The following is a 12,697-nucleotide window of genomic DNA, read 5'->3' on the forward strand; positions in this document are numbered from 1 at the left end:
TAACACAGGTGCTACCGGCGCTACTGGTGCCACTGGATCTCAAGGCATTCAAGGACCAACGGGTGCTACCGGCGCTACTGGTATAGGAGTTACTGGACCTACTGGACCTTCTGGTGGACCTACCGGACCTACTGGGCCAACTGGACCTAGCTTCCCTGTAGCAACAATTGTTGTAACAAACAATATTCAGCAAACAGTACTGCAATTTAATAACTTTATTTTTAGTACTGCAATTAACGTAAACAATATTATCTTCAACGGCACAGATACAGTTACTGTTATCAACGGTGGCATTTATGTAATTAGCGTATCCATTTCTACAACCGCGCCAGGATGCGCTCCACTTGGAGTAGGAATTTCAATTAATGGAGCTGTCGCAACTGATAACTTCTCTTCAAATTTAATAGGCGACTCACTTTCATTTACTACAATTGAAACATTAGCAGCTGGTGCAAGAATTTCTGTCCAATCTACTCTTAATGAGATTACGATCCCTGCGACAGGAAATACTAACATCCGCCTTACTGTATTTAGAATCGCTTAAATTTCACTATATATTGTTTATGACAAATAAAAAAAGAGCGAGAAACTCGCTCTTTTTTTTGTTATGTACAATAATTTATTACTATTCTAATTCAATGGAAACATTTTTTTGTGGTACAAATGTAGAAATTGCATGTTTATAAATAAGCTGTTGCTTACCTTCTGTTTCCAGTAGGACTGTAAAATTATCAAATCCTTTAATTAGTCCACGAAGCTGGAAACCATTTAATAAGTACAGCGTAACAAACGTATTTTCTTTACGGAGTTGATTTAAAAACTGATCTTGAATATTGATTGATTGCTTCATGTCGAATCCTCCTCTTTTTCTCTACTTACTATTATTCGACTTTACTTGTAACTTTCCTTCTATGTATCGTAAAATTTCTGACGTTTTTTCACCGTCTGTAACATCAAACCACGTGACATCCATTTTATTACGGAACCACGTTAATTGACGCTTTGCATAACGACGCGAATTCGTCTTTAATTGTGATACCGCATCTTCTAAAGGGGCTCGATTCTCAAAATAATCATAGATTTCTTTATATCCAATCGCTTGAATAGATTGACAATCTCGTATCCCTCTATTATACAGACCTTCCACTTCCTCTAATAGGCCTTGTTCCATCATCAAATCCACTCGTAAGTTAATGCGATCGTATAGCATTTCTCGATCCATTGTCAAGCCAATTAATGAAACATCATAGAGTAACTCTTTTTCTTGTTTCTCAATTTGGTCACTCATTTTTTCACCCGTCGTGTGGAAAATTTCTAACGCTCGAATGACACGTCGTACATTATTTGCATGAATACGCTCCGCACTTTCCGGATCTACTTCTTGCAATTTTTTATGTACATATTCCACACCGCGTTCTAAAGCTAACTTTTCCATTTGCTCTCGGTATATCACATCACCAGCATCATCTGTAAACTGATAATCGAATAAAACAGATTGTATATAAAGACCGGTCCCACCAACTATAATTGGTAATTTACCACGTTCTGTAATTTCTCGAATATGCTTGCGAACACGTTCTTGAAATTCCGCGACAGAAAATGAATCTTCCGGATTTTTTATATCGACCATATAATGTGGAATCCCGTCCATCTCTGCTTGTGTTACCTTTGCAGTTCCAATATCCATCGTTCGATAGATTTGCATGGAATCACCACTAATAATTTCACCGTTCAACGCTTTGGCAAGATCGATACTTAACTTCGTCTTTCCAACAGCAGTTGGTCCAATGATGACAGCAACTTTTTCACGTTGCACTTCTCCCATATCATTCAACTCTCTTTATGTAATATACTCCATCTATTGATTATACCCAATCTTACCAATTTTAACGGCATGATTGCAAGTTCTTTCATTTCGGTACATGAAATTATACATAAAAAAGAACATAGTTTGTCCAATTCTGCATATACATGATAAAAATAGTTTTGAGAGGATGAGTTACCTATGAAACAATCCACCATCAATTTTTCATCTTTGACAAAAGACCTCATTTTAGCTACTTCTACAAAAGAACAAAATTGTTCACAAGAGGAATTATACTTCGCCCTAAATTGTTTACTACGGGTCTTTCATTCTACTCTCCATGAAACAACATTACATCCAGAAAATAAAAATACAGAATATATACAAACGCAATTTTGCAGTGCATATAAAATTATTACAGGTAAAACTATTTATCCCTTTCAATAATCCATAAAAAGCGGCTGCTTACATAATTTCAAGCAACCGCTTTTTATATTAATATCGATAACCTATTGTATAACTTTCACTTTTACAGATTTGCGCCCCCAACTATTAGCACTACCATCTGAACCGACTAATACATCAATACGATTTCCTTTAATAGCACCGCCAGTATCTCCAGCGATCGCTTCTCCATATCCTTCTACCCATACTTTTGATCCAAGCGGAATTACTTTCGGATCAACAGCAATTACTTTCATATTTGGATTTGCTGTTAAATCATGCCCCATTGCAGTTAATACACGACCACCATACGAACCATTCTCACCCGGATCTGCTGTATATGCCGTCGCTTCTACTGTAATTTCACGACCACCAGTAGGCGCACTTGTTTCAGTAGATTTCGCAACTGGTTTTGCAGCCGGCTTTTCTTTTACCACAGGTTTACTTGATTCTACCTTCTTAATAGAATCGTTACTCTTAACAGACTCTTTATTCTTAACTGCTGTATTATTTTTAACCGGCGTATTTGTACTAACCGGTCCTTCTTCTTGAGTTGCAACTTCTTTCTTTTCGATTACAGGTGCCGTTCCTGTTAGAAATGGCACGTGAACATATCCGACTTTTCCATTGTAGTCAAATTGTAACCATTCATTTTGAACTTGATTCGTCGTTTCAATCACATCGTCTTTATTAAGTTTACCAAGAACTTCAGAATCAGTATTCGCTCCAGCACGAACATTTAATACGCCCGCCGTTACATAATATGTGCTCTTTGTAAATTCAGCACTTACAAACGCTTCCTTACCGTTCAACTTAATTTTTGTCCATCCATTTTCTGTATTTATAACATCTAGTGTATTCCCACTTAACACTTTACCTACAAGCTTTGACTCTACATTTGGGTTTTCTCTAACATTTAATACGTCTGTTGTTACAATTGTTTCCGCTTTAGCAGAACCCGCAAAAATCCCAAGACCAAAAACTGCTGCTGTTGCTATACCTAATAATTTTTTCATGAATAGCCTCCATTTGCTTTGTTTTCGTATTCTCATTATAGCAACAGATTTTTAGAATTTTTAGAAATCACACAATTACAAAGCATTCGTAATATACGATTAATGAGTTGTAACATAAATTTCCATATTAATAAAATGTATTTCTAATACAATCTTCAATGGTTTTCATATATTTTTCACATACGAGCACAAGAACTTTTTTCCAGAAAAAATTACAGTGTTACTTTTTTGTTACAAAAAATTCATAATTCATTACATCTTTTACCAAAAAACATCAATATTCAATTGTTAACCTACTTTTTTGTAATAAAAAAAAGCAGCTAATAAAAGCTACTTTCTTTTCATTTGTTATTGAACTTTCTTTTTCCAAACACCTAGCATAATAGCCGAGACAATCGTTCCAATTAATATAGAGAAAATATATAGTAATGGTTTATTTACTAACGCTATTACAAATAATCCACCATGCGGTGCCGGTAATGTAATTTGGAATAACATAGATAACGCACCTGCAATACTTGAACCAACAACACAGCTTACAATTACTCGAACCGGATCTGCAGCTGCAAACGGAATCGCACCTTCTGTAATGAACGATGCTCCCATAATATAATTTGTTAAACCAGATTTACGTTCCGCTTCTGTAAACTTTGATTTAAAGAATGTAGTTGCGAATGCAATCGCAAGTGGCGGTACCATACCACCAGCCATAACTGCTGAGTGCACTCCAAAATTTTGTGCTTCTATTGCAGCAATACCAAACGTAAATGCCGCTTTATTAATTGGACCACCCATATCAATTGCCATCATACCACCTAAAATAAGACCTAGTAATATAGCATTCGTACCGTTTAAACCATTTAACCACCCTGTCAACATTTCATTTAATGCTACTACAGGCGGAATTACTACTTTTTGCATTACAACTCCTGTAATCAATAATCCAAAGACTGGATATAACAAAACAGGTTTAATTCCTTCTAATTGTACTGGTAGTCCTGAAAATAATCTTTTCAACCCTAAAACAACATATCCAGCTAAGAAACCAGCAATTAATCCACCTAAAAATCCAGCATTCGCATTCGCTGCTAAAAATCCACCTACAACACCAGGCATAAAACCAGGACGATCAGCAATAGAGCTTGCAATAAATCCAGCTAAAATTGGTACAAGGAATAAAAACGCACCTGTTTTTCCTCCACCAATTGACATGAACAATTCAGCTAAAGGACCTTCCGCCTTTATACCACCAAACGAAAACGCTAGCGCTATTAAAATCCCGCCACCAACAACGAATGGAAGCATATTACTTACACCGCTCATTAAATGCTTATAAATTCCTAATCCTTTTTCTCTCTCAATACTTTCTGATTTCCCGTCCTCTTTTACACCTTTAAAGATTGGTGCATCTTGTTTGACAGCTCGATTGAGCAATTTTTCCGTTTTTCGAATCCCGTCAGCAACTGGCACTTGAATGACATGTTTACCAGCAAAACGATTCATTTCTACTTGTTTATCTGCCGCAACAATAATAGCTGTTGCACGTTCAATATCCTCTTTCGTTAAACCGTTTTTAATACCTGTTGATCCGTTTGTTTCAACTTTAATCGCTATTCCTAACTCTGCCGCTTTTGCTTTTAAGCTATCCGCCGCCATATATGTGTGAGCGATTCCAGTTGGGCAAGCTGTAACAGCAAGTACGTACGGTTCATTTCCTTCTGGTTTGGCGACCTCAATCTCTTCTTCTTTTTCATTCTCTTTTTCATCAAATAGACGAAGAAGCTCAATTTCATCCTTCGCTTCTAATAGTTGCTTGCGAAATCCTTCATCCATTAATACTGTCGATAAACGAGACAACGTTTCTAAATGAGTATTATTCGCTCCTTCACTTGCAGCAATCATAAAGAATAAATGCGCAGGCTGTCCATCAAGCGACTCATAATTGATACCGCTTACACTTCTACCAAAACAAATCGATGGTTGTTTAACAGCCTTTGTCTTCGCATGAGGTATTGCAATACCTTCCCCAATTCCAGTCGTACTTTGGGACTCCCGCTTTAAAATAGCTTCTTTAAATTCCGTTTTACTATTTAAACGATTTGCCCCGTTTAATTTCTCAACTAATTCATCTATGACAGCTTCTTTATTTGAAGCTGCCAAATCCATAATGACTGTATCCCTTTTTAATAGTTCTGTAATTTTCATATGTTGCTTCCCCCTATCGCTTAGCTACAATTACTTGCGACAATAATTCTTCTACTTTTTCCTTCTTACATAAATCAGCTGAAAATGCTGTTGCACTCCCTGTTGCAACGCCGTATTGAAATGCCTTTTCAATATCTTTTGTCTGTTCATATTTGCCTACAAACCCTGCAACAAGAGAATCTCCGGCCCCAACTGAATTAATTACAACACCTTTTGGAACAGTCGCTTCATATATACCTTCTGCCGTAAATAATAAAGCTCCCTCTCCAGCCATCGATACGATAACGTGTTTTACACCTTGTTCAATTAATTTTCTTCCATAAGGTAAAATGTCTTCTACTGTTGAAAGCTCCACTCCAAACAACTCACCAAGTTCATGGTGGTTTGGCTTAATTAAAAATGGCTTATTTTTAATTACATGTTGCAGTGCACTTCCACTTGCATCTACTACTACACGAATACCTTTTTCAGCTCCAAACGCAGCGATTGATTCGTAAAAGGTACTTGGAATAGAGACTGGTACACTCCCAGCGAGTACAACACAATCTCCAGGTTGCATACTCTCAATTTTTTTCATTAACTGTTCGAACTGCTCTTTTGTTACAAGAGGACCTTGGCCATTTAATTCTGTTTCTTCTTTCCCTTTTATTTTCACATTAATGCGAGTATCTTCATCTACTTGGACGAAGTTAGTTGTTACACCTTCATCATGTAATACCTCTTTAATAAATTGACCAGTAAATCCACCAGTAAATCCAAGTGCTATATTTTTAACACCTAAACGCTGAAGAACACGAGAAACATTAATTCCTTTTCCTCCAGGAAACTTCATATCTTTCTCCGCTCGATTTATTGTTCCTAAATCAAAAGAAGGAACTTGCACTACATAATCAATAGATGGGTTTAAAGTAACTGTATAGATCATTGTTTATCAGCCTCAATTACATTGGTTTGTTTTTTATATTTTTCTAAATCAATTTCTAAATGGTTTGTAATAATATTTGCATCTTCAACATTTGCAATTTTCGCAAACGCAACTTCTGAAAACTTACTTTCATCAATTAAGAAATATCCTTCGTTTGCTAATGTTAATGCCATTTGTTTTAAGAGCGCTTCTTCTGGATCTGGCGTTGTAAAGCCAAGCTGTTCATGTACACCATTTGCACCTAAAAAACATTTATCAAAACGATACTTCTGCATACTTTCCTGTGCCATAGCACCGATTAAAGCTTTCGTCCTACTCTTCATCATTCCGCCTAGTAAATACGCACGAATATTATTTTCAACTAAAGCTTCAATATGCATAAGTCCATTCGTAACGACAGTAACATCTTTATTTATTAAAAATGGAATCATTTCAAATGTTGTACTTCCTGCATCTAAATAAATACAATCACCTTGTTCAATAACGCTAGCCGCATAATTAGCAATTTGTTGTTTTATTTGAATGTTTTTGGATGATTTTTCAACCATCGTTGGTTCTTGCCCTTTTCCTGTTAAAACAGCGGCACCACCATGAACTCTTTTTAATAACCTTTGCTTTTCCAATTGTGCTAAATCACGGCGAATTGTCGACTCAGAGCTTTCTGTTTTTTCAACTAATTGCTGTAATTTTACAACTTTCTGTTCTTTTACAAGTTGCAATATCATTTGATGACGTTCAGGAGTTAACATTTTATTCACCTCTTCTTTGATTACAGTATAATGAAAACGGTCACAAAAATCAACCATAAACAACCAAAAATAATCAAAAACACCCACAAACGTTTATAAACAGCAAAAAAGAAACCTATTCGATCAAACAATCAAATAGGTTTCTTTTCTAAATTCACTTATAAAGAAGCTTTATATATACTTAGAACATCATCTTTATTTAATTTTTTAAAGTTACCAAATTCACCATACGCCATCGCTTTATTAGCCATTATATCAATTTCATTTTCTCCAATAGCGTAATCAGATAATGTTACTGGTGCCTCAATTGAAGTCCAAAATTGACGCAGTGCCTCAATTCCTTCTAACGCCACTTCTTTATCTGTTTTACCACCTGTTTCTATATCAAATACACGAATAGCGAACTGTTTAAAACGACTTACATTTTCCTCTACAACATGCTTCATCCAGTTCGGGAATAAAATCGCAAGGCCACCCCCATGTGGTATATCATGAACAGCAGAAACTGCATGCTCAATATTATGAGTCGCCCAATCTCCTTTCACTCCCATCGCTAAAATGCCGTTTAACGCCATAGTACCACAATATAAAATAGTTTCTCTATGCTCATAATTTTCTAAATCACTTAAAAGCTTAGGAGCTGTCTCAATTACTGTTTTTAAAACAGCTTCACAATAACGATCTTGTAGTTCTGTATTCGTTCCATGATGGAAATATTGTTCTAATACGTGCGACATAATATCTACCATACCGTAAATTGTTTGATCTTTCGGTACAGAAGTAGTATGAACTGGATCTAAAATCGAAAACTGCGGGAAAGTAACCGGGCTACCCCATCCATACTTTTCATTCGTTTCCCAGTTTGTAATTACCGAGCCTGCATTCATTTCAGATCCTGTTGCTGCAAGAGTAAGTACAGTACCAAATGGTAATGCCTCATTAGCAAATGTTTTTTTCGTTACAATATCCCATACATCTCCATCGTACTTACTCCCAGCTGCAATTGCCTTCGTACAGTCGATCACACTTCCTCCACCAACTGCTAAAATGAATTCAACACCATTCTCTTTACAAATTTGAATCCCTTTCTTTACAGTTGATACACGTGGATTCGGTTCAACACCTGTCAATTCAAATACTTCTGCATTAATATCCTTTAAAATAGAAATTACATTATCATAAATACCGTTTCTTTTAATGCTGCCTCCCCCGTATACGAGAAGAACTTTTTTACCGAACTGTGGAATTTCAGTTTTTAACTGTTCTAATTGACCTTTACCGAAAATAAGTTTCGTTGGATTACGAAATACAAAATTTTGCATATTTCTTTACCATCCCTTCTATTTGAAAAGCAACTATACTTTTGTATACCATATTTTTTTCATTTCACAAAAATATTTGCTTAATAAAAAAATCCCAGCCTACAGGCTGAGATTTTTTTATTGGTAATAAGGTGAGATCATTAAGTAAACAATAACACCAGATAAACTTACATATAACCAAATTGGCATCGTCCAACGTACAATTTTACGGTGACGTGTCAATTGATTTGTAAAACCAAATACAAGTGCAAACAATGCAAGTGGTACAATAATTGCTGCAAGGATAATATGCGTAATTAAAATAATGAAGTACACATATTTAATGAACCCTTCTCCGCCAAAATGTGTTGCTGGCGCCAAGTAATGATACGATAAATAAGAAACACAAAATAGCAACGTCGTTGTAAATGCTGCGAGGATAAAACCACGGTGCATTTTCACATTCTTTTTAATAATAGAGTATAAAGCTGCTAATAAGAATACGAACGTAAAGCTATTAAAAATCGCATTTAACATTGGTAAAATTGTTACATCAAAATGTACTTCTCCTTCATAGCCAACAGGTCCAAAGAACAAAAATAAAATAATCGCATTTACAATTACAGAAAGCGTTATCACAATAGGAGCATAGCTTTTCTGATTTGTTGATTGATCCACCAAAATGGTCACTCCCTCTTCCTTCAAGTATGTATACATAACCTCACTATTTTAACATATTATTCACAGTGTAAATGTGACAATAGTTTGACACAGCAAGACAAGACAAAGAAAAAAATCCTTCTTAATAAAACTTCTTAAGAAGGATTTTATCGCTTTATTATTCAAATAGCAACGCGATTAATTTTTGTTAAAAAATGTATCGCTATATGCTTGAAAAATTTCAGACACTTGATATCCCATTAATGAAATTGCTGTTAATGAAAAGAAACCAATCATAAGAAATCGAAACCACATATAAATCTCCTCCTTGTATTTAGCTTAAAAAACGTTAGCTACCTTACAAGTTACGTGGCACTCTTCATCATCACTTTCCTTCTTCTTTACAATTGCTGTTATAAATCGAATCATAAAGAATAGAACAAAAGGAAATTGTTCGTAATTCACATTGGCATAGTTTAGCAACGGCTCGCGCTGCACATCGAACGGAGATGAGAAGGAATAGAACATACCTTGCTCTTCCATATATACAATTACAATTTTCATGCAAAATACTATTCCTAAAAACGAAACAATATCTTGCCATTCTGTCGTATATAACAGGTTATACAGCTCTAATACGTACTCTTCCATCATCATCCCCCCTTCCTTTTTTACCATTCTGCTCGCCTTCGTATAAAAAGTCAAGAAAAAAGTTTATATCCACTATGACAATAGTAATTACTTGTTTCTATGATTATATATGATTCTTTTATAGCAATGATTGGGTGTAACTCTCTTCGAAAACAAGAAAATTAGAATCGAACAGATTCCTCATTCTTACTTTTAGGATTCAAAACTGTGCTATTTTTATTTCTATTAAAAATAAAATACGAAAGTATGATAAGAACAGTAACAAACATTGTTAAAAGTGCTTGTGAACGTAAAGAATCAATTGCGAGCATCGCAACTAAAACTGCTATAATAGCGGCAATTGTAACATACGTTACATACGGAAAAAGCCACATTTTCACTTTCAAATTTTGTTGTTCTACTTTCCCCATTTTTTTACGCATCTTTAAATGCGAAACTGCAATAACGAGATAAACTAGTAACGCAATCCCGCCAGATGCATTCACTAAAAACAAAAAGACTTTATCTGGAGAAATGTAACTAAAAACAACTCCAATATAAGCGAAGAAAGTTCCAAATAAAACCGCTCGAACAGGAACACCACTACTGTTCAATTTTAAAAATGACTTTGGCGCATCTCCTCTTTCTGCCATTGAAAAAAGCATTCTTGAGTTTGTATATAAACCTGAATTTAAGCAAGAAAGTACAGCTGTTAAAACGATAAAATTCATAATTTGTGCTGCCGCTGGTATTCCTATATGTTCAAGTACAGCTACAAATGGACTTTTTAATATGTTAGCTGAATTCCATGGCAGTAGCGTAACAACTACCGCTATAGACCCAATAAAAAATACAAGAATACGCCAAATCACACTGTTTGTTGCTGTTTTTACTGCTTTTACAGGTTCTGCAGATTCACCAGCCGCTACTGCTACAATCTCTGATCCCATAAATGAAAATATAACAACAGTAATTCCAAGCAATACCGAACTTATACCGTTAGGCATAAATCCACCTTGTCCAATTAAATTCGAAGTGCCGGGTGCTTCTGTTCCTGGAACAAGTCCTAAAATAACAGCAAGACCTAGGCAAAGGAACAAAACAATACTTATTACTTTAATAAAAGAAAACCAATATTCAAACTCTCCAAATGATTTCACCGAAAAAACGTTCGTCAACGTTAATAAAATTGTTAATATTAAACTTAATAACCAGAGCGGTATTTGTGGAATCCAATATTGGATAATACCAGCACCTGCTGTGGCTTCTATTGCAATAACAATTACCCAGAAAAACCAGTATAACCAGCCTATTGTATAACCAGCCCATGGACCAATTGCTTCTCTTGCATACGTTGCAAATGAACCACTTGTCGGATTTACAGCTGCCATTTCTCCTAGCATTCTCATGACGAAAATGACTAGAAGTCCTGCTAATGCATATGAAACGATAGAACCAGGTCCTGCCGAATGTACAACTGCACCACTTCCAACAAACAAACCAGCCCCTATTACGCCGCCAATTGAGATCATTGTAATGTGGCGTATTTTGAGATCTTTCTTTAGATTTTTATCCAACTCTTGTACATCCCCTTCCAAACTAAATTTTGAAATTTATGTAAGAGTACTGTGCGAAAGGTTTTGTCCTATACTTTAAAATATATCAAAATATTCTGAATTTAACAATTGCAATTCAACCTCCCTCAAAAATTATTTCATTAGGTTTAATACTTTTCCATACACAATTGTTGAGAAAATTATAGTCCTCTTACAAAAGAAAGAATTTTCAGATATTATTAAATGAACAAGATTATACATCTAGACAACTTTTTGTATAGGAGTGTTGATATGTTAAACAAATTCAAATTTTTTTGTTGTATTTTAGTACTGTTCTTACTGCTACCGCTATCCCCTTTCCAAACACAAGCAGCAAACAATTTAGGTTCAAAATTACTCGTTGGATACTGGCATAACTTCGATAACGGTACTGGCATTATTAAATTAAGAGACATTTCACCAAAATGGGATGTAATCAATGTATCTTTCGGTGAAACTGGTGGTGATCGTTCCACTGTTGAATTTTCCCCTGTATATGGTACAGATACAGAATTCAAATCAGATATTTCTTATTTAAAAAGTAAAGGAAAGAAAGTAGTTCTTTCAATAGGTGGACAAAATGGGGTCGTTTTACTTCCTGACAATGCCGCTAAGCAACGTTTTATTAATTCCATACAATCTCTGATTGATAAATACGGTTTTGATGGAATAGATATTGACCTTGAATCAGGTATTTACTTAAACGGAAATGACACTAATTTCAAAAACCCAACTACTCCTCAAATCGTAAATCTTATATCAGCTATTCGAACAATCTCAGATCATTATGGTCCAGATTTTCTATTAAGCATGGCTCCTGAAACAGCTTATGTTCAAGGCGGTTATAGCGCATACGGAAGCATCTGGGGTGCATATTTACCAATTATTTACGGAGTGAAAGATAAACTAACATACATTCACGTTCAACACTACAATGCTGGTAGCGGGATTGGAATGGACGGTAATAACTACAATCAAGGTACTGCAGACTACGAAGTCGCTATGGCAGATATGCTCTTACATGGTTTTCCTGTAGGTGGTAATGCAAATAACATTTTCCCAGCTCTTCGTTCAGATCAAGTAATGATTGGACTTCCTGCAGCACCAGCGGCAGCTCCAAGTGGTGGATACATTTCGCCAACTGAAATGAAAAAAGCTTTAAATTATATCATTAAAGGAGTTCCGTTCGGAGGAAAGTATAAACTTTCTAACCAGAGTGGCTATCCTGCATTCCGCGGCCTAATGTCTTGGTCTATTAATTGGGATGCAAAAAACAACTTTGAATTCTCTAATAATTACAGAACATATTTTGATGGTCTTTCCTTGCAAAAATAATAAAAAACAACAATAGGTTATAGGACCTATTGT

Annotated in this window: 13 protein-coding genes; 3 read left to right on the top strand and 10 right to left on the bottom strand. The window is 35.4% G+C overall.

Translation table 11 applies throughout. The features are described from left to right. Positions 1 to 544, top strand: a 544-nt coding sequence (locus RT27_RS12665; RefSeq protein ID WP_043936351.1) for a Gly-Xaa-Xaa repeat protein, incomplete at its 5' end; no start/stop codon positions are given. An 81-nt stretch (positions 545 to 625) separates the two neighbouring features. On the opposite strand, the gene hfq is transcribed toward RT27_RS12665, so the two are convergent. Both hfq and miaA read right to left on the bottom strand, forming a co-directional pair. Beyond that, on the bottom strand, positions 626 to 850 hold the full coding sequence (hfq, locus tag RT27_RS12670) for an RNA chaperone Hfq (protein WP_000813896.1): 225 nt from the start codon (positions 848 to 850) through the stop codon (positions 626 to 628). A 21-nt stretch (positions 851 to 871) separates the two neighbouring features. Next, the gene (gene miaA, locus RT27_RS12675) at positions 872 to 1,825 is read right to left on the bottom strand and encodes a tRNA (adenosine(37)-N6)-dimethylallyltransferase MiaA (protein WP_000504953.1); all 954 of its coding nucleotides are present in this window, start codon (positions 1,823 to 1,825) and stop codon (positions 872 to 874) included. A gap of 180 nt (positions 1,826 to 2,005) precedes the next feature. Between miaA and RT27_RS12680 the strand changes: the two genes are divergently transcribed. Then, the gene (locus RT27_RS12680) at positions 2,006 to 2,251 is read left to right on the top strand and encodes a hypothetical protein (RefSeq protein ID WP_016080602.1); all 246 of its coding nucleotides are present in this window, start codon (positions 2,006 to 2,008) and stop codon (positions 2,249 to 2,251) included. A 62-nt stretch (positions 2,252 to 2,313) separates the two neighbouring features. On the opposite strand, the gene entD is transcribed toward RT27_RS12680, so the two are convergent. The 8 genes from entD to gabP form a co-directional block, all read right to left on the bottom strand. Further along, positions 2,314 to 3,264 (bottom strand): cell wall-binding protein EntD, encoded by a 951-nt coding sequence (gene entD / locus RT27_RS12685; protein ID WP_043936352.1) that lies wholly within the window; start codon positions 3,262 to 3,264, stop codon positions 2,314 to 2,316. A 348-nt stretch (positions 3,265 to 3,612) separates the two neighbouring features. Then, complete coding sequence (locus tag RT27_RS12690; protein ID WP_043936353.1) at positions 3,613 to 5,469, bottom strand: PTS fructose transporter subunit IIABC; 1,857 nt, start codon at positions 5,467 to 5,469, stop codon at positions 3,613 to 3,615. 13 nt (positions 5,470 to 5,482) lie between these two features. After that, complete coding sequence (gene pfkB / locus RT27_RS12695) at positions 5,483 to 6,394, bottom strand: 1-phosphofructokinase (protein WP_043936354.1); 912 nt, start codon at positions 6,392 to 6,394, stop codon at positions 5,483 to 5,485. Then, positions 6,391 to 7,143, bottom strand: coding sequence for a DeoR/GlpR family DNA-binding transcription regulator (locus tag RT27_RS12700; protein WP_043936355.1), 753 nt, complete (start codon positions 7,141 to 7,143; stop codon positions 6,391 to 6,393). The genes pfkB and RT27_RS12700 overlap by 4 nt, the downstream gene beginning before the upstream one ends. A 158-nt stretch (positions 7,144 to 7,301) precedes the next feature. Further along, entirely contained in the window at positions 7,302 to 8,465 is a 1,164-nt protein-coding gene (locus tag RT27_RS12705) for an iron-containing alcohol dehydrogenase (RefSeq protein ID WP_043936356.1), read from the bottom strand. 117 nt (positions 8,466 to 8,582) lie between these two features. After that, a complete protein-coding gene (locus RT27_RS12710; RefSeq protein ID WP_000228316.1) occupies positions 8,583 to 9,125 on the bottom strand; it encodes a DUF420 domain-containing protein in 543 nt (180 codons plus the stop codon). Positions 9,126 to 9,443: 318 nt separating this feature from the next. Continuing rightward, a complete protein-coding gene (locus tag RT27_RS12715) occupies positions 9,444 to 9,782 on the bottom strand; it encodes a hypothetical protein (protein WP_140163816.1) in 339 nt (112 codons plus the stop codon). A gap of 134 nt (positions 9,783 to 9,916) precedes the next feature. Continuing rightward, a complete protein-coding gene (gabP, locus tag RT27_RS12720) occupies positions 9,917 to 11,311 on the bottom strand; it encodes a GABA permease (protein WP_016080595.1) in 1,395 nt (464 codons plus the stop codon). A gap of 270 nt (positions 11,312 to 11,581) precedes the next feature. Here gabP and RT27_RS12725 point away from each other — a divergent pair, with 270 nt between their 5' ends. Continuing rightward, complete coding sequence (locus RT27_RS12725) at positions 11,582 to 12,664, top strand: chitinase (protein WP_016080594.1); 1,083 nt, start codon at positions 11,582 to 11,584, stop codon at positions 12,662 to 12,664. Positions 12,665 to 12,697 lie beyond the last annotated feature (33 nt).

This window comes from Bacillus sp. L_1B0_5, from assembly GCF_000836715.1.
GTDB lineage: Bacteria > Bacillota > Bacilli > Bacillales > Bacillaceae_G > Bacillus_A > Bacillus_A thuringiensis_S.

Excerpts from the sequence above, each read along its gene's own strand:
- entD (WP_043936352.1), bottom strand. The coding sequence starts at position 3,264 with ATGAAAAAATTATTAGGTATAGCAACAGCAGCAGTTTTTGGTCTTGGG.
- RT27_RS12700 (WP_043936355.1), bottom strand. The coding sequence starts at position 7,143 with ATGTTAACTCCTGAACGTCATCAAATGATATTGCAACTTGTAAAAGAA.
- RT27_RS12690 (WP_043936353.1), bottom strand. The coding sequence starts at position 5,469 with ATGAAAATTACAGAACTATTAAAAAGGGATACAGTCATTATGGATTTG.
- RT27_RS12725 (WP_016080594.1), top strand. The coding sequence starts at position 11,582 with ATGTTAAACAAATTCAAATTTTTTTGTTGTATTTTAGTACTGTTCTTA.
- RT27_RS12715 (WP_140163816.1), bottom strand. The coding sequence starts at position 9,782 with ATGGTAAAAAAGGAAGGGGGGATGATGATGGAAGAGTACGTATTAGAG.
- miaA (WP_000504953.1), bottom strand. The coding sequence starts at position 1,825 with ATGGGAGAAGTGCAACGTGAAAAAGTTGCTGTCATCATTGGACCAACT.
- RT27_RS12680 (WP_016080602.1), top strand. The coding sequence starts at position 2,006 with ATGAAACAATCCACCATCAATTTTTCATCTTTGACAAAAGACCTCATT.
- pfkB (WP_043936354.1), bottom strand. The coding sequence starts at position 6,394 with ATGATCTATACAGTTACTTTAAACCCATCTATTGATTATGTAGTGCAA.
- hfq (WP_000813896.1), bottom strand. The coding sequence starts at position 850 with ATGAAGCAATCAATCAATATTCAAGATCAGTTTTTAAATCAACTCCGT.
- RT27_RS12705 (WP_043936356.1), bottom strand. The coding sequence starts at position 8,465 with ATGCAAAATTTTGTATTTCGTAATCCAACGAAACTTATTTTCGGTAAA.